Here is a 21,309-nt window from a genome sequence, read left to right as displayed (position 1 = left end):
GAAAGCGTAAACTGCCTTGCCGCCTCGCCTTGGAGCCCGCATGAAACTACCCGCCTGGATTTCCACCGCTGCCACCGCCATCGTGGCCGCTGCCCTGCCCGCCTGCGACTATTTCAACCTGCAGGAAATCAAACCCGGGATCACGACCCAGGCCGAAGTGCGTAGCCGCATGGGCGAACCCGGCTTCATCCACTGGAACGATGACGGCACGGCAACCTGGGAATACGCCCGCCAGCCGAACGGCAGCAGCTGCTACATGATCACTTTCGGCCAGGATCATGTCGTCAGCAAGCTCGAACAGGTCCTGAATGACACCAACTACGCCAAGGTCCGCGAAGGCATGAGCAAGGACGACATCCGCCGCCTGCTCGGCGCGCCGGGTTCGAAAGTCGTCTTCGACAACTTGCGCGAGGAGGTCTGGGAATGGCGCATCGAGGGCATGCCACCGATGGACGAAACCTACTTCATGGTGCATTTCGACACCGGCCACGGCGGCGTCAAGAAGACCTCCAAGCGCGTCGCGGTGAAAGGCTAAATAAATCAATGCCCTTGGCAGCCTGACCCGCCCCCGGTAAACTAACGCTTCTGCCGAGGAGCGCTGCGACCCTCTCCATGCTTTTTCATGGATACACGGGGCCAGGCTCGGCAATGTTCAACGGCGCTCGCAAACCCTGAAATATCAAGCCGGTTTGCGACGCCGTTTGTCATTTGCGGCGTCCCCGGTGCAATTTCGCTTTGCCGAGGTGATCCATGCAGCCCAACCGTACCGCCGAACTCTCTTCCCTGCTCCAGCAACGCCTGCTCGTCCTCGACGGCGCCATGGGCACCATGATCCAGCGGCACGGCCTGCAGGAGGGCGATTACCGGGGTGAGCGCTTCAAGGATCACCCGCACGACCTCAAGGGCAACAACGACCTGCTGGTGCTGACGCAGCCCGGCATCATCGGCGGCATCCACCGCGAGTACCTGGAAGCCGGCGCCGACATTCTCGAAACCTGTACCTTCAATTCGACCGCCGTATCGCAGGCCGACTACAACCTGTCGGAACTGGTCTACGAACTGAATTTCGAAGGCGCCAAGCTGGCCCGCCAATTGTGTGACGAGTTCACCACTGCCAACCCGGCCAAGCCGCGCTTCGTCGCCGGCGTGCTCGGCCCGACCAGCCGCACCGCGTCGATCTCGCCGGACGTCAATGACCCGGGCTATCGCAATGTGACCTTCGACGAACTGGTATCCAACTACGTCGAAGCCATCACCGGCCTAGTTGAAGGCGGCGCCGACATCCTGCTCGTCGAGACGGTGTTCGACACGCTGAACGCCAAGGCGGCGCTGTTCGCCATCGAAAAGTTTTTCGACATCGCCAAGCGCCGCTGGCCGGTGATGATTTCCGGCACGATTACCGACGCTTCCGGCCGCACCCTGTCCGGCCAGACCGCCGAGGCCTTCTGGAATTCGCTGCGCCACGTCCAGCCGGTCAGTTTCGGCCTGAACTGCGCGCTCGGCGCCAAGGAACTGCGCCAGTATGTCGAGGAACTGTCCCGAGTCTGCGACTGCTACGTCTCGGCCCACCCCAATGCCGGCCTGCCGAATGCCTTTGGCGGTTACGACGAAACGGCCGACATGCTGGCCGACGAAATCGAAAGCTGGGCGAAGAGCGGCATCGTCAATATCGTCGGCGGCTGCTGCGGCACTTCGCCGGAGCACATCAAGGCCATCGCCCAACGTGTTGCCTCGGTTGCCCCGCGTCAGCGCCCCGCCATCGAACCGGCGCTGCGCCTGTCCGGCCTGGAAGCCTTCAACGTCACGCCCGGTTCGCTCTATGTAAACGTTGGCGAGCGGACCAACGTCACCGGCTCCAAGGCCTTCGCCCGCATGATTCTCGAAGGCCGTTTCGACGATGCCTTGGCCGTCGCCCGCCAGCAGGTCGAGAACGGCGCCCAGATCATCGACATCAACATGGACGAGGCGATGCTCGATTCGCTGGCCGCCATGGACAAGTTCCTCAAGCTGATTGCTTCGGAACCAGACATTTCGCGCGTGCCGATCATGATCGACTCGTCGAAATGGGAAGTCATCGAAGCCGGGCTCAAGTGCATTCAGGGCAAGGGCATCGTCAATTCGATCTCGATGAAGGAAGGCGAAGCCAAGTTCATCGAACAGGCCAAACTGGCCCGCCGCTACGGTGCTGCGGTCATTGTCATGGCCTTCGACGAGAAGGGCCAGGCCGACACCTTTGCCCGCAAGACCGAGATTTCGAAGCGCGCCTACGAGCTGCTGCTGAGCATCGGTTTCCCGGCCGAAGACATCATCTTCGACCCGAACATTTTCGCCATCGCCACCGGCATCCCGGAGCATGACAACTACGCCGTCGATTTCATCGAATCCGTCCGCTGGATCAAGCAAAACCTGCCGCACGCCCACATTTCCGGCGGTGTTTCCAACGTCTCGTTCAGCTTCCGCGGCAACGACCCGGTGCGTGAGGCGATCCACACCGTCTTCCTCTACCACGCGATCAAGAACGGCATGACCATGGGTATCGTCAATGCCGGCATGCTCGGCATCTACGATGATCTGGAGCCGGAGCTGCGCCAGAAGGTCGAGGACGTGGTGCTCAACCGCAACCCGAACGCCGGGGAAGCGCTGGTTGATTTCGCCCAGACGGTCAAGGAAGGCAAGGCCAAGGACACCGGCCCCGATCTGAGCTGGCGTGAACAGTCGGTCGAAAAACGTCTGGAACACGCGCTGATCAAGGGCATCACCGACTTCGTCGTCGCCGACACCGAGGAAGTGCGCGCCCAGCTTGAAGCCGAAGGCAAGCCACCGCTTTCCGTCATCGAAGGCCCGCTGATGAACGGCATGAACCATGTCGGTGACCTGTTCGGCGCCGGCAAGATGTTCCTGCCGCAGGTCGTCAAATCAGCCCGCGTCATGAAACAGGCGGTCGCCCACCTGCTGCCCTACATTGAGGCAGAAAAGACCCGCACCGGGCTGGGCAGCAAAGGCAAGATCCTGATGGCCACGGTCAAGGGCGACGTGCACGACATCGGCAAGAACATCGTCGGCGTCGTGCTCGGCTGCAACGGCTACGACGTGGTCGACCTCGGCGTCATGGTCAGTTGCGACAACATCCTGAAGGCAGCGCTCGAACATCGCGTGGACATCATCGGCCTGTCCGGCCTGATCACCCCTTCGCTGGAGGAAATGGCCCACGTCGCCAGCGAAATGCAGCGACTGAACATGAAGCAGCCGCTGTTGATCGGCGGCGCGACGACCAGCCGTGCCCATACCGCGATCAAGATCGCCCCCAACACCGAGGGCGCAGTCGTTTACGTACCGGATGCCTCGCGGGCCGTCGGCGTCGCCACCAAGCTGCTGTCCACCGATCAACGCGATGGCTACATGGCTGAAATCGTCGCCGAATACGAGGCGGTTCGGGCCGAACATTCAGGCCGCAAGGGCGCCACGCTGGTCACGCTGGAAGAAGCCCGGGCCAACCGTTTCACCTGGAACCAGCCCTTTACGCCGGTCAAGCCCAAAAAACTCGGCCTGCAAACCCTCAACCCGAGCTTGAGCGATCTGTCGCTGCTGATCGACTGGACGCCTTTCTTCCAGAGCTGGGATCTGGCCGGTCGCTATCCGGCCATTCTCGAAAATGAAACGGTCGGCGAAACGGCACGTCAGCTGTACGCCGATGCCAAGGAAATGCTGGGCAAGATCATCAGCGAGAACTGGCTGTCGGCCCGCGCCGTCTTCGGCCTTTACCCGGCCAAAGCCGAGAACGAAGACATCATCATCTACAGCGACGAAAGCCGGACCACCGAGCTGACGCGCTGGGTCGGCCTGCGTCAGCAACACAAGCAGCCGAAGGGCCGTTTCAACACGGCGCTGGCCGATTTTGTCGGTGACAACGATTACGTTGGCGCCTTTGCCGTCACCGCCGGCCACCGTATCGAAGAGCGGGTCGCCGCTTTCGAAGCCGCCCATGATGACTACTCGGCCATCATGCTCAAGTCGCTGGCCGACCGTCTGGCCGAAGCCTGCGCGGAATGGCTGCATCTGCAAATTCGCACCCAGTATTGGGGCTACGCCAGCGATGAAGCCTTCACCAATACCGAGCTGATCGCCGAGCAATACAAAGGGATCCGCCCCGCCCCCGGCTACCCGGCCTGTCCGGATCACACCGCCAAGCGCGAGCTGTTCGCCCTGCTCGATGCCCCGGCCAACGCCGGCATGCACCTGACGGAATCCTGCGCCATGACACCGGCCGCCGCTGTCTCCGGCTTCTATATCGCTCACCCGGCCGCGACCTACTTCGCCATTCCGAAGATCGGCCGCGATCAGCTGGAGGATTGGGCGATGCGCAAGGGCATGTCGATCAAGGACGCCGAGTACTGGCTGGCCCCCTTGCTGTAATGGATGGAGCGCGCCGGGCTAAGGCTCGTCGCGCTCAGCCTTGAAGCAATAGTCAGCGGCCGGATAAGACAACCAGGCGCTATTGCCGGTCAGCTCCAGTACCTGCTGGTGGTACTTGAGAATGGCCGGACGATGGGTGACGCTGACCAGGGTCGTGTTCATTTCCTGCAGCAGCCGATAGAGGGCATCCTCGTTGGCGTTGTCCAGCGCGCTGGTCGCTTCGTCGAGGATGGCGAAGCGGGGCTTGGTGATCAGGATGCGGGCAAAAGCCAGGCGCTGCTGCTCGCCGACGGACAGCACCTTCTGCCAGTCCATTTCGACATCCAGTCCGCCAAAACGATTGGCCAGATCGGGCAGGTTGACCTTTTCCAGTACTTTCAGCAGTTGTGCATCGGCAATCGAGCGTTCCTTGTGCGGGTAAAGCAGCTGGCTGCGCAGGGTGCCGAGCAGCATGTAGGGCTGCTGGGGCAGGAACAGGATGTCGTTCGGCTGCGGCCGGTAGATGGTGCCGCTGCCGGCGTACCAGATGCCGGCGATGGCGCGCAGCAGCGAACTCTTTCCGCTGCCGCTTTCGCCGACAATCATCAGTCCCGCGCCCGGCTTGACCGCCAGCGACAGATCACGGATCAGTGTCCGCTCGTAATTCGGCGTCTGCAGCGTCAGGTTTTCCAGGGTCAGATGGGGCGCATCCACCGACAGAATGGTGCTTTCCTTGCGGGCAAAGCCGGCTGGATGGCCGGGCAGGAAGCGGGCCAGCGCATCGAGGCGCTCGATGCCGGCCGCGAAGCGGCTCAGGCTCTCGAAGTTTTCGACGATCAACGAAAAGGCACTGAGAATCGCCGCGAAAGCACCAGCCGCCTGGATCGCCCGGCCAACCTCAAGCTCACCGGAAAGCACCCGTGAAGCGATGATGGCGCTGGGCAGCACGATGGTCATCAGGCCATAGGCGTGCTGGAAGAAATTGAGCCCCATCTGGCTGCGGATCAGGCGCTTGAAATTCTTGAAGGCTGCGGCAAAACGCTGCCTGACCTGTTGCAGCTCCTGGGCTTCACCACGGTACAGGGCAATCGACTCGGCATTTTCACGGACACGGACCAGGCTGAAACGAAAATCTGCCTCGCGCCGTAGCTGGTGAAAATTCAGATTCATCAGCCGGCTGCCGAAGACGAAGATGGTGATCAGCGTTCCGCCTGTCGCATAGAAAATCAGGAAATAGACCAGCTCGTGAGAAATCGACCACAGCACACTGCTGAAGGCGGCGAGTTGCAGGATGGAGCCGATGAAAATGAGCAGGAAATACAGCGAGCGCTGGGTGAAGGTATTGATGTCTTCGGCCACCCGCTGGTCCGGGTTATCGATCCCGGCGTTGGCATTCAACTCGTAGAAATGCCGGTGGCTGAAATAGCTTTCCAGAAAGTGGTGGGTCAGCCAGCGCCGCCAGTGGATGCCCAGGGTATCGCGCACGAAGTAATACAGGGTGTAGATCGGCACGGCGGCGACCAGCAGCCCCAGACAGAACTTGATCGAATTCCAGAAGCGCTCTTCGTCCCGGGCGGCAAGTGCGGAGGTGAACTCTCCGGTTTGTTCGTTGAACATCACGGCAAACTTGGTCTGCCCCAACAGCAGCAAGATCAGCAGCGCCAGCAGTCCCCAGGCTTTCAGGCGTTCATCCTGACGCCAGAACGGCGAGGCTATGGCCCAGAATCGCTGCCAGAGATGTCGGTCAGCCGGCTTCATTATCGTGTCGCCATGGTGTTGTCCGGGGCGCCGAAAATCGGTCGCCACGTATGGATCATGTTGTACTCCCGGGCTGCTGCCCGGGTCAAGCACCCTTCGCTGCCTCTGGCCGCCATCAACCAACAAGCAAGCCCAAAGCAGAGCAAAAATCGACGAAAATCCTGCCTATGAATCCCAGCACCAAGGTCGACCTCACCCCGTTCAATACCCTCGCCCTCCCCGGTCGGGCAGCGCGCTACCAAAAAATCACCGCTCCCGGGCAATTGACCGCACCCGAACTGGCCGGGGAAAAGCGCTTCATCCTGGGCGGCGGCAGCAATCTGGTGCTGACCGGCGACTTCGATGGCCTGCTGCTGCACATGGCTATCCCCGGCAAACGACTGCTCAAGGAAGATGCCGAGGCATGGTTCATCGAAGCCGGCGCCGGCGAAAACTGGCATGACTTCGTGCAATGGACATTAAGCCGGGGCTGGCCGGGACTGGAGAACCTGAGCCTGATTCCCGGCACGGTTGGCGCCGCGCCGATCCAGAACATTGGCGCCTACGGGCTGGAAGTCGCTGATTGCCTGCATTCGGTCACCGCCTGGGATTTTGAGAAGAAGGCCGTTCTGACCATCGATCGGGACGATTGCCGGTTCGCCTACCGCGACAGCCTGTTCAAGCAGCAAGGCTGGCATTTGAATGGCCGGATCGCCATCACCTCGGTGGTTTTCCGACTACCCAAAGCCTGGCAGCCGAACATGCGTTACGCCGACGTCGCACAGGAACTGGCGGCACACCAAATCGCCACACCCAGCGCCCGCGACATTGCCGCGGCGGTCATCGCCGTTCGCCAGCGAAAGCTGCCCGACCCGGCTGTGACGCCGAATGCCGGTAGTTTCTTCCACAATCCGGTCGTTGAAGCCACGCAGGCCGAAGCCCTGGCTACCGATTACCCGACACTCCCCCGCTACCCGCAGCCCGATGGCCGGGTCAAACTGGCTGCCGGCTGGCTGATCGAACAGGCCGGCTGGAAGGGCAAGGCGCTCGGCCCGGTCGGCATGTACGAAAAGCAGGCGCTGGTGCTGGTCAATCATGGCGGCGCAACGGGCGCCGATGTGCAGCGAACCATGGCGGCCGTGCAGGCCGCCGTGCGGGAAAAATTCGGCGTTGATCTGACGCCGGAGCCGATCTTCCTCTGAAGCAGCCTATTCGGCCGGCTTGTCAGTTCCGCTGACGAACAGACAGGCCGCAATGCCGGTCGCCACGGCATCGGCCATGCGCGCCTGGCGCTCGGGGTCGAGCAGTTCCAGCTCTTCGTCGCGATGCTTGATCACCCCGGCCTCGAAAAGCACCGCCGGCAAGGTCGTCCGGTAGAGCACGACCAGATTGTCGTAATACCAGACGCCATTCTCGGCATCGGCCGGCACATGCTTGCGGGCATGCCAATCCGATGCCACGAAGCCGGACCGGCGCATCATCGCGCCGATGGTCGAAGCACAACGCAGGCTGGTTTCGAGATCGGGATTCTGCGCCGAGACGAAGATGCCGAAACCCCGCTTGACCTCGGTATAACGCTGCGGCTGACCATTCCATTCCCAGTCGAGTAACCACGGTTCGCCGACCGAATCGTGATGGATGGCGATGAAGAAATCGCTGCCGATCGCCGCGACCGGACGGGCGGCCAAGCTGCCAATGTTGCCATCGAAATTGACCTCCCGGACGCCGAGCTCACGTTCGCGCAGTGTCGCCGCCAGCCGCCCGGCAAAGTCGCGATTGAATTCGAATTCGGTCCGCCCCCGGGCGCTGATCGCCCCCGTGTCCTTGCCGCCGTGACCGACATCGACAGCGATCAGGGGAGGGGCCGCCAAGGCAAAGGTCGCCCCGAAAATCAGGCCAAAAATGAAAAGAAATTTCATGCCTTAATTATCCGTGGAATTTAAGATAGTCGCCCGACCAACGCCGAGGTTTGCCATGCGTCTCCCTGCCCTGCTACTCATCGCCTTAAGCCTGCCCGCCTTCGCCCAGGAAAAGTCCGGGGCGGAGGTCTATGCGGCAACCTGCATCGAATGCCACGGCAGCGGCAAATTCAAGGCGCCCGTCTTCGGCGACACCAAGCGCTGGGGAAAACTGGTCCGCGAAGGTCTTGACGACCTGGTACCAGCCGCGCTGGGCGGGGTCCGGAAAATGCCAGCCAAGGGCGGCAACCCGGCGCTGAGCGACGCTGAAGTGGCGCGGGCGGTCATCCATATGGCCAACGCCGGCGGCGGCCGATTCAGCGAACCAACCCAGGCCGATCTCGCCCGCTGGCGGACCAAGGCCGACAAACGCGGCAAAAAGTGACATGCCAAAACTGACCGTTTTCTCGCAGCAGACGCCGACCCCGGCCTACGACCGCCCCCGCCCGGACCGACTGGTCAAGGGCAACCCGCTGCGGACAACCTGGGAGCACTTCCTGACAGCCAACGGCGATCTGTCGGCCGGCATCTGGTCGTGCGAGCCCGGCGCCTGGAACATCGCCTTCGGCCCGGGCAAGGATGAATTCTTTTGCGTCATCGAAGGCCGCCTGCGGATCACCGACAACGACCAGCAAGCCAGCGAATTCGGGCCGGGTGATGCCTGCATCATCCCGGCCGGTTTCACCGGCACTTTCGAAGTCCTCGAAGCCGTCCGCAAACACTATGTGCTGATAGAACGGCAAGGATGAATTGCGCTATAGTTTGACGGCTAATAAGGGGGAAAACATGACAGACGAGACAAATCAACCGCGCGGCACCAGCGCCCACATGCCGGACCTCAACTGGAGCCAGGTCCGCGAAACCGTGCTGATGCTCGAGCTTTCTGCCGTGCAGATCGAAGCCGCGATGAAAGACAGCAACACCTCCGTCGAGGTGCTGACCGACTCCTTCACCACCATGGCCGGTTACATGCGGATGATCTCCGATACCGTCCAGACCCTGCCCGACCAGGGCGAAGTCGGCGTCGCCAAGCAGAACCTGACCGGTGTTTCCGAGCACGTTTCCGGCATGGTCCATCAAGCCATCATCGCTTTCCAGTTTTATGACAAGCTGGTCCAGCGCCTTGCCCACGTCGGACTCAGCTTGGGTGACCTCAGCGACCTCGTGGCCGATAGCCGCCGCCTGTTCAATCCGGCCGAATGGGTCGGCCTGCAGGACAAGATCAAGACCAAGTATTCGACCCGCGAAGAAATCGCCATGTTCGATGCCGTGATGAACGGCATGCCGGTTCAGGAAGCCGTCGACAAGTACATGGCGGAAATGAAAGAAAAGAGCGACGACATCGAACTCTTTTAGTCCAGATTCGCCACCCCCTTGACCATGTCGCATTCGAGCCAGATTCCGGCTGAAGCGCTGGAAGAAGCGTTAATGATCGCCGGGGTGGGCTGCTGGTCGTGGCACACCGAAACCCGGCAGCTGAGGGTTTCCCGCAATTTCCACAGCCTGCTGGGCTGCGCTCCGGAGGTGCTGCCGGAAACCCCGGAAGCCTGGCTGGCACTGGCGCATGTCGACGAGCGGCCGCAACTGGCCAAGCTTTTCGAAAGACTGGCAGCCAATACCGCTCGCGGCCAGCCGGCCTTCACCTTGCGTCTGCGGCATGCCGACGGTCTGTGGCAGTGGTTCGAGGTGCGGGTTCCCGGCACCAGCCAGGGGGACACGACAAGCTCCGTCGTCGTCACCTTCAACGAGATTACCCAGCAAAAGCAGGCCGAAGCGGCGCTGCGCGACAGCCAGCTTCGCTTCCGGGCGCTTTACAACACCTCTCCCCTCGCCTTCATCCTGTGGGACAGGCAAGGCCATATCACCGAGTGGAATCAACGGGCCGAACAGATGTTCGGCTGGAAGGCAGCGGAGATCATCGGCGAGCCGGTACACCGCCGGCTGCTTCCAGCCGAACATCACGAAGCCTTTGCGATGACCGTCCGCGCCGTCATGCATGGCTCCGGCAATGGCATTTTCAGCGGCCCCGCCCTGGACAAGAACGGCCTGCTGCTTGAATGCAACTGGTACAATGTCGCCTTGCGGACGCCGCAAGGCAAACTGGTCGGCATCCTGTCGCTGGTTCTCGATGTGACCGAAGAGCGCCTGGCTCAGCAACGTATCGAGAAGAGCGAAAAGATCTATCGCACGCTGGTTGAAACCTCGCCCGATGCCATCCTGCTTCTCGGTCTCGATGGCTGTTTGCAAATGGCCAACCAGCAGGCCTACCGCTTGTTCGGTCTGAATGAAATGGCCGATCCGGGTAAAACCAATGTGCGTTCCCTGTTGCCCGGCGGCGAAAGCGACCGCGACGGCAGCATCGGTCTTCTTGGCAACCCGGAAGAATTCACCGGCTTCATTGCCAGCCGCCAGTTGCCGATGCAACGTCTCGACGGCACCTGCTTCGATGCCGACACGGCGTTCACCACGACCGTGGATGCAAGCGGTCGCCCCACCGGTATCGTTCTCTTCAGCCGCGACGTCACCGGCAAGCTACAGGCCGAACGCGAACTGGAAGCCCATCGCGAAAACCTCGAACATCTGGTCCAGGAGCGTACTTTCGCGCTCGAAGATGCCCACGACACGCTAAGCAAGATCATCGACGGCAGCCCGGTCCCGACCCTGGTTCTCGATGCCGATCACAAGATCACCCACTGGAACGAAGCCTGCGAGCAGATCATCGGCGTCAAGGCCAGCGATATCGTCGGGACCAGCGACCAGTGGAAAGCCTTCTATCCTTCACGCCGGCCGATCATGGCCGACCTGGTGATTACCGGCGAGATGGCGCAGATCCAGGCCTTGTATTCCAACAAATACCGGCGCTCGAGGCTGGTTCAGGGCGGTTACGAGGCGGAAGACTATTTCCCGATGTTCGACCGCTGGCTGTTCTTCACCGCGGCCCCCTTGCGTGACAAGCAGGGCAGGATCGTTGGCGCCATCGAAACCCTGCAGGACATTACCGAACGCAAACAGGCCGAAATTGCGCTGACCGAAGCCAAACATGCCGCTGAAGCAGCAGCCGAAGCCAAGGCCGCTTTCCTGGCCAACATGAGCCACGAAATTCGCACCCCGATGAATGCGGTCATCGGCCTGGCCCACCTGCTGCTCAAGGGCGAACTCTCCGGCAAGCAGCGCGACTACATTTCGCGCATCCACGGCTCAGGGCAGATGCTGCTTGGCCTGATCAACGACATCCTCGATTTCTCGAAGATCGAAGCCGGGCGGATGGAGCTGGAGGCCACCGAATTCGCCCTCGATGACGTACTCGAAAACGTCACCAGCGTTCTGCTGCACCGGGCCCAGGAAAAGGGCCTGATCCTGCAATATGTGGTCGAACCCGATGTACCCGGCAGTTTGGTCGGCGACCCGCTGCGCCTCGCACAGATTCTGATCAACCTGCTCGGCAATGCCCTGAAATTCACGGCCAGCGGCTCGGTCACCGTTTTCGTTCGTCGCCTGCCTGGCAATACCGAGTGTGCCGAGCTGGAGATCGATGTCCAGGACACCGGAATCGGCATGTCGGAGGAGCAGCAGCGTAGCCTTTTCCAGGCCTTCAGCCAGGCCGATTCGTCAATCACCCGCCGATACGGCGGCACCGGCCTCGGCCTGACCATCTGCAAGCGGCTTGCCCAGCTGATGCAGGGCGACATCTGGGTGAGCAGTCAGGCTGGCGTCGGCAGCACCTTTACCTTCACCGTCAAGCTCGGCCTGAGCACACTTGACGCCCGCTTGCCGCACGGTACCCTGCGCCGCGCGCTGGTCGTCGACGACAGCCCGCTGGCCCGTGCCATCCTCATCCGTCTGCTCGAAAAACACGGCTACCAGGCGATTCCGGCCGAATCCGGAAGGCAGGCCTTGAGCCTGCTGGCCGATACGCGAACAGCCCCCTTCGAATTCGTCACCATCGATTTCAACATGCCGGGCATGGATGGCCTTGAACTGGCCGAGGCCATTCGTAACCAGATATCCCCCTGCCCGAGGCTGGTCATGGTCACCGCCAGCGATACTACAACGCTGGATGCCGAAGAGCGCCTGCACTGCGTCGATACGATACTCAACAAGCCGGTAACGGCGGCCCAGATCGGCAAGCTGGTCGCCGAAAGGGAAGCCCAGAATTCAGCGGCGCCAAGCGCCCCGGCCCCGCTGGCCGGCCTGCGCGTGCTGCTGGTCGACGACATGCCGACCAACTTGCTGATCGCCAGTGAAATGCTCGAATCCTTCGGCATCACCGTCGATACCGCCGACAATGGTGTGCTCGCCCTGAAGAAAGCCCTCACTGACGGCAATAAATACGACATCGTGTTGATGGACATCCAGATGCCGGAAATGGATGGTCTGGAAGCCACCCGCCGCTTGCGGGCCGATGAGCGCAGCAAGAATCTGGTGATCATCGCCATGACCGCAAATGCGCTCGATTCCGAACGTCAGCGTTGCCAGGCGGTGGGGATGAATGATTTCCTCACCAAGCCGATCGATCCCGCCTTGCTGCAAGAGACGCTTTTCCGCTGGCGCCCCCAACAAGACCTATCTGCCCTACCCAAAAAACCGGAGACCTCTCCCATGACATCCGCCGATGGACTGCCGGACCTGCCTGGCATCGACAAGGCAGACGGCCTTAGAAGAATGATGAACAAGCCGTCGCTCTACGAGAAAGTCTTGCGCGACTTCCACGCCCGATTCATTGATGAAGCAACGGCCATCAGCACAGCCGTCTCGGCAGGCGATTTCCGAACTGCCGAACGTCGAGCCCACAGTACCAAGGGGCTGGCGGGCACCATCGGCGCATCGGGGCTGCAAAACGCCGCCAAGGCGCTTGAACAGGCACTCAAAGACAATCAAGCGGCACCGGAATCAATTTTTGCTCAGTTCACCGATGAACTGAGCATCGTCATCGGCGGCATCGCCCGCGGCTTCAATATCGATCAAGCGGGCTGACCAGCGTTCAGAACGCCGCCGACGCTTCCCAGACGATATTGGCCTTGGCGCCACCCCGGCTGGAGCGTTCAAGCATGTCGATCAAGGGCCAGGCACGCTGGCCAATGGCGACCACCGGCTCCTTTTTCTTTCCCGCTTCATCGAATTCGTCATCCTGCGGCGGCGCCTCAGCCCGCTGCACCGCCTCGCGCAAAGCCTGTGCGGCGCCGGCCATCTCTTCCTGAGTAAAAACCCCGCGCGCCGTGGTTTCCTTGCCGATGGCCTGCAACAGCGGCCTGGCCGCCTCGGCAAACATCAGGATTTCCCCGGTTTCACTGGATAAAAAGCGAACTAGCATTGTTTTTCCTTTCACTGCGCCGATTCCATGTTGTCACAGCGACTGGCCTTCATGCAAAATGAAGCAAAGCGGGGAGACAAGACATGACAATCAATATTACCGCCAATCCACTGGAGACAGGGACTGACGAGTTGGAACGCTTCGCCCTCGAAGAATGCGTCAAGCGACAGCGGGTCGAGCACCACGTTTCGGTCCTGATCATGTCCGACAAACGCTGCGAAATGGCGATCAAGTTCGCCCAACTGGGTGCCCAGGTCATCGTTGCTGATGACCCCGGCCTCCTGCACGAAGTCGAGGGTCGCATCCTGGCCTCGGGTCTGCGTGAAGAAATTTCCTTCGCCTCCTGCGTGCTGTCCGAATTGCCAGAAGAATTTCCTGGTGAACCTTTCGACATCATCGTCGTCCGCCGCGGCCTGTGTGCCATGCCCTACGAGGAGGCGCGTCAGGTCGTTCGCCAATTGCTGCTCCGCTTGAAGATCGGCGGCAAGTTGTACCTATCCGTGCTCGGCCTGCACTCCGAACTGAGCGAGGGCTATAGCGCCGGCGAAGTGACCGTCGACCAGCGTTTTGCCGAGCTTTCGCCCGCCCTCGCGGAGAAATACGACATCCGGCAACCGGTCTGCCTATACACCGAACGTAACCTGTTCATGCTGCTGCTCGAAGCCGGCGCCAGCGTCCTGCGCACCCTGACCACCACCTACGGTAACGTCAAGGGCATCGCCGTCCGAGTCTGATGCGACTCGGCATCGACCTCGGCGGGAGCAAAATCGAGATCATCGCGCTGGCCGATGACGGCCGCGAATTGCTGCGCCAGCGTATCGCGACGCCGCAAGGCGATTACATGGCGACGCTGATGGCTGTGGCCGGACTGGTCGAAGAAGCCGAATCCAGGCTCGGTCAGCGAGGCAGCGTCGGCATCGGTATTCCCGGGGCAGAATCGCTGGCCTCGGGGTTGATCAAGAATGCCAATTCGACCTGCCTGATCAGCAAGCCACTGAAGCGCGATCTGCAGGCGCTATTGCAGCGCGAGGTCAGGCTGGCCAACGACGCCAATTGCTTTGCGCTTTCTGAAGCCATCGATGGCAGCGGCCGTGATGCCAGCGTTGTCTTCGGGATCATTCTCGGCACCGGCGTCGGGGGCGGCATCGTCGTCAATCAGCGGGTGCTGTCTGGCGCCAACGCCATCGCCGGGGAATGGGGGCACAACCCGCTGCCGCTGGCGAGCGGCAACGACCTGCCGATGCCAAGCTGCTATTGCGGCCGGTGGGGCTGTATCGAAACCTATCTTTGCGGCCCGGCGCTAGCGGCCGATCATGGTCGCCACACCGGCGAAACGCTGGATGCTGCCGAGATCGATTCGCGTGCCAGTGCCGACGACAAGGCCTGTGATGCCACGCTGCAACGTTATGAGGAGAGACTCGGCCGCGCTCTGGCCGGGGTCATCAACATCCTCGATCCTCAAGTCATCGTGATCGGTGGCGGCCTGTCGAACCTGCAACGGCTTTATGCCAATCTGCCGGAACGCTGCCGCCCGCATGTCTTTTCTGACGTCATCTACACGAAATTCCTGCCGCCCACTCATGGGGATTCCTCGGGGGTCCGCGGCGCGGCGTGGCTGTGGAATTGATGGCAAAATCGGGCCACCATGGCAAACGTTTCCCTATTTATTGGCGGTATTCGACCGCTCCCTGAATCCGGTCGGCCGACCGGCATGTACAAGCAGGCAGTCGTCACCGCTCTCGAACTCGGTTACGAAGGCTTCGTCGGCGACCAGCAAGCCGACCGCCGTGTACATGGCGGCCCGGACAAGGCGGTCCATCTCTATCCGGCCCGCCACTACGCCCGCCTGGCCGCCCGCTTCCCCGAGGCCGCCGGCCAATTGGTCATCGGCAGCCTGGGCGAAAACATCTCGACGGCCGATCTCGACGAGAACAATGTCCGCATTGGCGATATCTGGCGCCTCGGCAGCGCCCGCCTGCAGCTTTGCCAGCCGCGCAATCCATGCTGGAAGATCGACGAACGCTTTGCCTGCGAGGGCATGGCGGAATTCATTGCCCACGAAAGGCTGACCGGCTGGTATTGGCGCGTCGTCACACCGGGCACGGTTGCCCCGGGCGATAGTCTAGATATCGAGCGGGCTGCTACGGAGGCATTTACCCTGGCCGAGGCCATGCAATGCTGGCAGGCCCATCGTCCGGCGCTCGCCGATCTGGAAAAACTGGCCGCCACCCCGGGTATCGCCGAAAACTGGAAACAAAAGATCACGACACGTGTCGAATGGCTCCGCAAAAACCCGCAAGCGACACCGCCGCAACCTGTGGCGTTCCACGTGAAACCGGAGAATCCGTGACTTACCCCGAACCCCGAACCCTGTGGCTCAGGCTGTTCCTGCCCTTTGCTGCCGGCTATTTCCTGTCCTACCTTTTCCGCACGGTCAATGCGGTCATCGGTCCGGTCCTGGCCCGCGAGCTGAACCTCGGCGACAATGCCCTCGGTTTGCTGACAAGCACCTACTTTCTGGCCTTCGGCCTGGCCCAGTTGCCGCTTGGCATGTTGCTCGACCGCTTCGGTCCCCGTCGGGTCGAAGCCGGACTGCTCGTCATCGCAGCCACCGGCGCCGCCGTGTTTTCCCTGTCGGATGGGCTGGGCGGCCTGGCCACCGGGCGGGCGCTGATCGGCCTTGGGGTATCGGCCTGCCTGATGGCTTCGTTCAAGGCCTTTTCACAGTGGTTCCCCCCGGAACGCCAGGCCTCGCTGACCGGCTGGATCATGGCTTCCGGCGGCCTGGGTGCGCTGGCTGCTTCCAAACCACTGGAAATCGCTCTCGGCTTTGCCGGCTGGCGGGAAATCGCCTTTGCCCTTGCCGTGACGACGCTGATGGTGGCGGCATTGCTTTGGCTGAAAGTACCGGACAAGGCCAACGAGCAGAAAGGCGCTGGCTTGGCCGAACAGCTGGCGGGCGTCAAACAGATTTTTGCCAGCCCGCATTTCTGGCGCTACGCCCCGATGGGCTTCTTTTTCACCGGCGGTTTCATGGCCGTGCAAGGCTTGTGGGCATCGCGCTGGATGAGCGTGCTCGAAGGCATGGAAGGTACCGCCGTCGCCGCCCGCCTGACCTGGATCAGCGGCGCCATGCTGGCCGGCTTCCTGTTCATGGGCTTCTTCGCGACCGCCCTCGTCCGGCGCGGCATCAAGCTGGAGCAGCTCTATCTTGGCGCGATGGTCGTCGCCCTCGCCTGCTTCGCCGCAATCAGCAGCCTGCCGACCGTGGCTGGCGACTGGCTGTGGCCGATACTCGGTATCTGTTTTTCGCTGTCCAACATTTCCTACTCGCTGGTTTCCCAATCATTCCCGCCGGCGCTCTCTGGCCGGGCCAATACGGCACTCAACCTGCTGGTCTTCGCCGGGGCTTTCGGCCTGCAATGGGGTATCGGCGGCTTCGTTGATGCCCTGCAGGCCAATGGCTGGGCAGGCGACACGGCTTACCGTGCCGCCTTCTTCTGCCTGCTAGGCGGCCAGGTGCTGGCCCTCGGCTGGATTCTTAGGCCCGCTCGCCGGGCTTGAGACCGCCAGATCAACCTGCTGCAGGTGGCCGACCTCTCCCGCCTCGCTGAGGTAGAGGCCGGCCGCCCGGATCTGTCCGAGCAAGGCGTTGTCGTCGGTCTTCAGCGCAAATGGCGCATCGACCGCAGCGGTATGGAGTGCCCCGACACCGCGCTGAGCCAGTGAGGCAAAGCCATCGCCAGACCAGACGGCAAGCTGGCTGAACGCAGCATCGCCTTCGTCGATCCAGCCGTTATGGTCGCCGTCGAGCAAGGCCAGATCGGCAAACCCATTGCCGCTGGCGACACCGAACAACTCGCTGCCGTTATCGGCCTTGCCGTTGCCATTGCGGTCAAATACCAGGAACCCGCTGCCAGAGCCAAGGCCGGGGATTTCCTCCGGCACGCCGTCGGCATTCAGATCGAAGGAAATACGTTCGGCGGTCAACTCGCTGGATTTGCCATTGAAATTGATGATCAGCGGGTCGCGCAGGGTAACGCTGCCACTTTCATCCGATACGGAATTTCGCTGATAGTCGCGCGCCAGATTGAGTGAAAAATCGAAAGCGATGTCGCGTCCATCGCTGGTTTTTACGCAGCCCTTGCCGCAAACCGAGGTCTTTTCGCTTTCACTGAACGTTTCGCTGACATGGCGGCTCCAGGTCATTTCCCGGCCCCGGGCGGCCGGCGGCAGTTCCTGCGGCAAGGTCTCGCCGGCGGCAATGTTTTCCTCGCATTTCTTGCCGTCGATGGCGGCGAGAATGGCATCGATCAGTGATTGCAGCAGCTTCTGGACACGCTGCCGGGCGGCTATCTGATCATCCGGCATGCCGGCGGACAGGCTGTCGAATACCTGCCGAAAGCCGCTGCTGCTGGTGATCTCCATGCTCCGGCTGCTACTCGCCTCGTGGCTGGCCGAGAGTTGTACCGTTGAATCCAGGATTTTCATGATGCCCTCCTTGCGGTTGATGGATTGTCATCATTGCAAGGGCCGTGCCGGTCAGAATTCCAGTGGATCGACTTCGATATGCCAGCGCAGTTTCGAGGGCGACTTGATGCCTTCGATGGCTTCGCGCCAGAGCGGCAGAAAGGCCTGCAGCGCCGGGCGGGAATAGGACTCGGCGAGCAATTGGCCGCGCTCCAGATTGGCCAGCCGGGCCAGCTTCATCGGCACCGGGTCGTAAATCATGATGTTTTCGTGCTCGCCAATCAGCGGCATGGCGGCGGCTGTCTTCAGAAAGGCAATCGCATCGGCCATCTCCGGCGCCTCGGCACGCAAGACGGCCTGGAAGGCATAGGGCGGGAAGCCGGCCTGTTCGCGCTCCTTGAGCTGCTCGGCGGCAAAGCCCGGGTAGTCGTGCTTGACCAGCGAGGCGAACAGCGGGTGATCCGGGTATTGCGTCTGGATCTGCACCTCGCCCTTCAGTTCGGCCCGCCCGGCCCGCCCGGCCACCTGCATCAACTGGGCAAACAGGCGCTCCGGGGCACGCCAGTCGGCGGCAAACAATGCTGAATCGGCCCCCAGCACGCCGACCAGCGTCAGTTTGGGGAAATCATGGCCCTTGGCCAGCATCTGCGTGCCGACCAGAATGTCGGCCTCGCCGCCGTGGATGCGGTCGAGCATGACCTCCCATTGCTTGCGGCTCTTGACCGAGTCACGGTCGACACGGAGCACGCGGGCCTCGGGAAAAGTCTCCTGCAACCAGCCTTCCAGCCGCTGCGTGCCCCGTCCGAAGGGATGGATATCCTGGTTGCCGCAGGTCGGGCAGGCTTTGGGAATCCGGTGCTCGCAGCCGCAGTGATGGCAACGCAGCCGCTTGTCGGCCAGATGCAGCACCATATTGGCGGCACAACGCGTGCAGCGCGACACCCAGCCACAAGCCGGGCAAGCCAGCACCGGTGAATAACCCCGGCGATTGAGGAAAACCAGGCTCTGCTCGCCGCGGGCCAGACGTTCCTTGATGGCGGCAACCAGCGGTGCGCCAACCCCCTCCTGAAGGACCATCTTGCGCGTATCGAGGATGTGGATGGCCGGCAATGAGGCCTCCGGATTGGCCCGTTCGAGCAAGGTGATCAGGTTGTAGCGCTTGCTCTGGGCGTTGGCCCAGGTTTCCAGCGATGGCGTCGCCGAACCAAGCAGGACAGGAATGCCTAGCTGGTGGGCGCGAAAAACCGCAACATCCCGCGCCGAGTAGCGCATGCCATCCTGTTGCTTGAACGAGGCATCGTGCTCTTCATCAACGACAATCAGCCCTAGACGCGGCATGGGCGTGAAGATCGACAAGCGGGTGCCGAGCACGATACTCGCCTCGCCGGAAAAGGCCGCCCGCCAGTTCCGCTCACGGGCCGCCTCGGCCAGTTCGCTATGCAAGGAAACCACCCCCGCATCAGGAAAACGGGAGCGCACGCGCCCTTCGAGCTGTGGCGTCAGATTGATTTCCGGCACCAGCAACAAGACCTGCTTGCCATCGGCCAGCGCCCTTTCGACCAGGCGCAGGTAAACCTCGGTCTTGCCGCTGCCCGTCACCCCATGCAGCAGATGGGCAGAAAACCCGGCCGCTGGATCAACGGCCGCCACGGCGATGGTTTGCTCTTGGGTCAAGGCGGGGGGCGCCAGCGCGACCGACGGACGGCTCGCCCGGGCATTGCGCCGGGTTGGCGGATCAAGGCGCTTGAGGCCAACCGGCAATGCCTGCATGATCACTTCACCCAGTGCAGCCTGATAGTAAGCACTGGCAAACTGGCAAAGGCGGAAGAAATCGGCCGGCAAAGGCAGCAGATCACGCAGTATTTCTATCGCCGGTTTCAGCTGTTCGAGTGGCCAGTCGCTTTCGGCTAGCACCTCGACAATGACCCCAAGTTTCTCGCCACGGCCAAAAGGCACCCGGACGCGCAAACCGATATCGTCGGGCGACGCCGACTCGACGACATAATCGAAAAGTCGATGCAGCGGCAAATCGAGGGCAACGCGCAAAACTCGCATGGATTTAGCGGCTGATGCCGTCATTTCTCCATAAAAACAGGCTGGACAGGATCAATTTCGGCCGCTTTTCAAGTTGTCCACAATAACTGTGGATAACATTGTGGATTGCTTTGGCGAATTGGCGCCAAGTCACGGTGCGGTAAGGATTTTGTCACTCTGCCGAAATATTGAGCAACAATCAAAACCCTTTAAATTCAACATTTTAAATAAACGCACTGGCGTCAAGGGTTTTTCAGGAAATTTTTCCAGTGGGCGGCAAAGCTCTGTGTATAAGTCAAGCTTTGCTACCCACTTATGGTATTACTTACGTAATACTCGGCTGTGAGAATGAACTGCTTCAACCAGCGCCGTCACGCTTTCCGGCGGGGTGAATTGCGAAATGCCGTGGCCGAGGTTGAACACATGCCCGGTATTGGCCGGGCCAAAGCTATCGAGCACCTTCTTCGCTTCGGCCGCAACGATTTCCGGCTGAGCGAACAAGACGTTTGGATCAAGGTTGCCCTGCAAGGCCACCTTGTCGCCAACACGACGACGGGCTTCGCCGATATCGATAGTCCAGTCGAGGCCGACCGCATCACAACCGATGTCGGCGATCTTTTCCAGCCACAGGCCGCCGTTCTTGGTGAACACGATGCTCGGAATGCGCTGACCGTCTTTTTCCTTCTTCAGGCCGGCCACGATGCGGCGCATGTATTGCAGCGAGAATTCCTCGTAGGCCGCGTTGGACAGCGAACCGCCCCAGGTGTCGAAGATCATCACGGCTTGGGCACCGCAGTCGATCTGGGCATTGAGGTAAGCGATCACGGAATCGGCGGTCACCGACAGGATGCGGTGCAGCAGGTCCGGGCGGTTGTAGAGCATGCCCTTGATGTTGCGGAAATCGCTCGAGCCCTCGCCCTCGACCATGTAGCAGGCCAGCGTGTAGGGGCTACCGGAGAAGCCGATCAGCGGCACCGAGTTATCGAGCGCGCGGCGGATTTCAGAGACGGCATCCATGACGTAGCCCAGATGCTCGTAGGGATCGGTCACCGTCAGGTTGTTGATCGCCCATTCTTCGCGCAGCGGGCGCTCGAACTTCGGGCCCTCGCCTTCGGCGAAGTACAGGCCGAGGCCCATGGCGTCCGGCACGGTCAGGATGTCGGAGAACAGGATGGCGGCGTCGAGGTCGTAGCGGGCCAGCGGCTGCAGCGTCACTTCGCAGGCCATGGCCGGCGACTTGCACAGGTTCAGGAAGTTGCCGGCCCGTTTGCGGGTTTCGCAATACTCGGGGAGGTAACGACCAGCCTGGCGCATCAGCCACAGCGGGGTGTATTCGGTCGGCTCTTTGAGAAGGGCACGCAGGAAAGTATCGTTCTTGGGTCGGCTCACGTCGGACTCCGCCAGAAA

The 21,309-nt window shown here is 61.5% G+C and carries 17 protein-coding genes and 1 riboswitch; of the genes, 11 read left to right on the top strand and 6 right to left on the bottom strand.

The genetic code is table 11. The features are described 5' to 3' along the window. Positions 1 to 40: 40 nt before the first annotated feature. Both bamE and metH read left to right on the top strand, forming a co-directional pair. On the top strand, positions 41 to 535 hold the full coding sequence (bamE, locus tag KI617_RS00260) for an outer membrane protein assembly factor BamE domain-containing protein (protein WP_226449566.1): 495 nt from the start codon (positions 41 to 43) through the stop codon (positions 533 to 535). A gap of 49 nt (positions 536 to 584) precedes the next feature. Beyond that, positions 585 to 671: riboswitch (S-adenosyl-L-homocysteine riboswitch) on the top strand. A gap of 79 nt (positions 672 to 750) precedes the next feature. Continuing rightward, on the top strand, positions 751 to 4,413 hold the full coding sequence (metH, locus tag KI617_RS00255) for a methionine synthase (protein WP_226449564.1): 3,663 nt from the start codon (positions 751 to 753) through the stop codon (positions 4,411 to 4,413). An 18-nt stretch (positions 4,414 to 4,431) separates the two neighbouring features. On the opposite strand, the gene KI617_RS00250 is transcribed toward metH, so the two are convergent. After that, entirely contained in the window at positions 4,432 to 6,150 is a 1,719-nt protein-coding gene (locus KI617_RS00250; protein WP_226449562.1) for an ABC transporter ATP-binding protein/permease, read from the bottom strand. Positions 6,151 to 6,317: 167 nt separating this feature from the next. Between KI617_RS00250 and murB the strand changes: the two genes are divergently transcribed. Further along, positions 6,318 to 7,331 (top strand): UDP-N-acetylmuramate dehydrogenase, encoded by a 1,014-nt coding sequence (gene murB, locus KI617_RS00245; protein WP_404826763.1) that lies wholly within the window; start codon positions 6,318 to 6,320, stop codon positions 7,329 to 7,331. A 6-nt stretch (positions 7,332 to 7,337) separates the two neighbouring features. On the opposite strand, the gene KI617_RS00240 is transcribed toward murB, so the two are convergent. Next, positions 7,338 to 8,048, bottom strand: coding sequence for an N-acetylmuramoyl-L-alanine amidase family protein (locus KI617_RS00240; protein ID WP_226449560.1), 711 nt, complete (start codon positions 8,046 to 8,048; stop codon positions 7,338 to 7,340). Positions 8,049 to 8,103: 55 nt separating this feature from the next. On the opposite strand from KI617_RS00240, the gene KI617_RS00235 reads away from it, so the two are divergent. The 4 genes from KI617_RS00235 to KI617_RS00220 are packed head-to-tail and all read left to right on the top strand — an operon-like array spanning position 8,104 to position 13,061. Further along, positions 8,104 to 8,472, top strand: a complete 369-nt coding sequence (locus tag KI617_RS00235) for a c-type cytochrome (RefSeq protein WP_226449559.1) — start codon at positions 8,104 to 8,106, stop codon at positions 8,470 to 8,472. A 1-nt stretch (position 8,473) separates the two neighbouring features. Continuing rightward, entirely contained in the window at positions 8,474 to 8,836 is a 363-nt protein-coding gene (locus KI617_RS00230; protein ID WP_226449557.1) for a cupin domain-containing protein, read from the top strand. A 37-nt stretch (positions 8,837 to 8,873) separates the two neighbouring features. After that, positions 8,874 to 9,443, top strand: a complete 570-nt coding sequence (locus KI617_RS00225) for a hypothetical protein (RefSeq protein ID WP_226449555.1) — start codon at positions 8,874 to 8,876, stop codon at positions 9,441 to 9,443. 24 nt (positions 9,444 to 9,467) lie between these two features. Further along, the gene (locus KI617_RS00220; RefSeq protein ID WP_226449553.1) at positions 9,468 to 13,061 is read left to right on the top strand and encodes a PAS domain-containing hybrid sensor histidine kinase/response regulator; all 3,594 of its coding nucleotides are present in this window, start codon (positions 9,468 to 9,470) and stop codon (positions 13,059 to 13,061) included. Between the two features lie 7 nt (positions 13,062 to 13,068). Here the strand turns inward: KI617_RS00220 and KI617_RS00215 are convergent, their stop codons facing one another. After that, positions 13,069 to 13,398 carry a DUF1840 domain-containing protein gene (locus KI617_RS00215; RefSeq protein ID WP_226449551.1) on the bottom strand — a complete coding sequence of 110 codons (330 nt, stop codon included), beginning with the start codon at positions 13,396 to 13,398 and terminating at the stop codon, positions 13,069 to 13,071. A gap of 83 nt (positions 13,399 to 13,481) precedes the next feature. On the opposite strand from KI617_RS00215, the gene KI617_RS00210 reads away from it, so the two are divergent. The 4 genes from KI617_RS00210 to KI617_RS00195 are packed head-to-tail and all read left to right on the top strand — an operon-like array spanning position 13,482 to position 16,962. After that, entirely contained in the window at positions 13,482 to 14,132 is a 651-nt protein-coding gene (locus KI617_RS00210; protein WP_226449549.1) for a class I SAM-dependent methyltransferase, read from the top strand. Beyond that, the gene (locus KI617_RS00205) at positions 14,132 to 15,025 is read left to right on the top strand and encodes an ROK family protein (protein ID WP_226449547.1); all 894 of its coding nucleotides are present in this window, start codon (positions 14,132 to 14,134) and stop codon (positions 15,023 to 15,025) included. Before KI617_RS00210 ends, KI617_RS00205 begins: the two co-directional genes overlap by 1 nt. Before the next feature lie 18 nt (positions 15,026 to 15,043). Beyond that, positions 15,044 to 15,748 carry an MOSC domain-containing protein gene (locus KI617_RS00200; RefSeq protein ID WP_226449545.1) on the top strand — a complete coding sequence of 235 codons (705 nt, stop codon included), beginning with the start codon at positions 15,044 to 15,046 and terminating at the stop codon, positions 15,746 to 15,748. Continuing rightward, positions 15,745 to 16,962: an MFS transporter gene (locus tag KI617_RS00195; protein WP_226449535.1), complete on the top strand. Its 1,218-nt coding sequence runs from the start codon at positions 15,745 to 15,747 to the stop codon at positions 16,960 to 16,962. The genes KI617_RS00200 and KI617_RS00195 overlap by 4 nt, the downstream gene beginning before the upstream one ends. Here the strand turns inward: KI617_RS00195 and KI617_RS00190 are convergent. From KI617_RS00190 to hemE, 3 genes are all read right to left on the bottom strand, one after another. Beyond that, on the bottom strand, positions 16,906 to 17,889 hold the full coding sequence (locus tag KI617_RS00190) for a hypothetical protein (RefSeq protein WP_226449533.1): 984 nt from the start codon (positions 17,887 to 17,889) through the stop codon (positions 16,906 to 16,908). The genes KI617_RS00195 and KI617_RS00190 overlap by 57 nt on opposite strands. Positions 17,890 to 17,940: 51 nt before the next feature. Next, positions 17,941 to 19,923, bottom strand: a complete 1,983-nt coding sequence (locus tag KI617_RS00185; RefSeq protein WP_226449531.1) for a primosomal protein N' — start codon at positions 19,921 to 19,923, stop codon at positions 17,941 to 17,943. 300 nt (positions 19,924 to 20,223) lie between these two features. After that, positions 20,224 to 21,291 (bottom strand): uroporphyrinogen decarboxylase, encoded by a 1,068-nt coding sequence (gene hemE, locus KI617_RS00180; protein WP_226449529.1) that lies wholly within the window; start codon positions 21,289 to 21,291, stop codon positions 20,224 to 20,226. Between the last annotated feature and the right edge of the window lie 18 nt (positions 21,292 to 21,309).

The organism is Ferribacterium limneticum, assembly GCF_020510625.1.
In the GTDB taxonomy this organism is placed as follows: domain Bacteria; phylum Pseudomonadota; class Gammaproteobacteria; order Burkholderiales; family Rhodocyclaceae; genus Azonexus; species Azonexus limneticus_A.
Note: the sequence above shows the minus strand (reverse complement) of the source record. Positions and strands in the feature narration are given on the sequence as shown.

Bases quoted from the DNA above. Each gene is read 5' to 3' on its own strand.
- bamE (WP_226449566.1), top strand. From the start codon at position 41: ATGAAACTACCCGCCTGGATTTCCACCGCTGCCACCGCCATCGTGGCC.
- metH (WP_226449564.1), top strand. From the start codon at position 751: ATGCAGCCCAACCGTACCGCCGAACTCTCTTCCCTGCTCCAGCAACGC.
- KI617_RS00250 (WP_226449562.1), bottom strand. From the start codon at position 6,150: ATGAAGCCGGCTGACCGACATCTCTGGCAGCGATTCTGGGCCATAGCC.
- murB (WP_404826763.1), top strand. From the start codon at position 6,318: ATGAATCCCAGCACCAAGGTCGACCTCACCCCGTTCAATACCCTCGCC.
- KI617_RS00240 (WP_226449560.1), bottom strand. From the start codon at position 8,048: ATGAAATTTCTTTTCATTTTTGGCCTGATTTTCGGGGCGACCTTTGCC.
- KI617_RS00235 (WP_226449559.1), top strand. From the start codon at position 8,104: ATGCGTCTCCCTGCCCTGCTACTCATCGCCTTAAGCCTGCCCGCCTTC.
- KI617_RS00230 (WP_226449557.1), top strand. From the start codon at position 8,474: ATGCCAAAACTGACCGTTTTCTCGCAGCAGACGCCGACCCCGGCCTAC.
- KI617_RS00225 (WP_226449555.1), top strand. From the start codon at position 8,874: ATGACAGACGAGACAAATCAACCGCGCGGCACCAGCGCCCACATGCCG.
- KI617_RS00220 (WP_226449553.1), top strand. From the start codon at position 9,468: ATGTCGCATTCGAGCCAGATTCCGGCTGAAGCGCTGGAAGAAGCGTTA.
- KI617_RS00215 (WP_226449551.1), bottom strand. From the start codon at position 13,398: ATGCTAGTTCGCTTTTTATCCAGTGAAACCGGGGAAATCCTGATGTTT.
- KI617_RS00210 (WP_226449549.1), top strand. From the start codon at position 13,482: ATGACAATCAATATTACCGCCAATCCACTGGAGACAGGGACTGACGAG.
- KI617_RS00205 (WP_226449547.1), top strand. From the start codon at position 14,132: ATGCGACTCGGCATCGACCTCGGCGGGAGCAAAATCGAGATCATCGCG.
- KI617_RS00200 (WP_226449545.1), top strand. From the start codon at position 15,044: ATGGCAAACGTTTCCCTATTTATTGGCGGTATTCGACCGCTCCCTGAA.
- KI617_RS00190 (WP_226449533.1), bottom strand. From the start codon at position 17,889: ATGAAAATCCTGGATTCAACGGTACAACTCTCGGCCAGCCACGAGGCG.
- KI617_RS00185 (WP_226449531.1), bottom strand. From the start codon at position 19,923: ATGCGAGTTTTGCGCGTTGCCCTCGATTTGCCGCTGCATCGACTTTTC.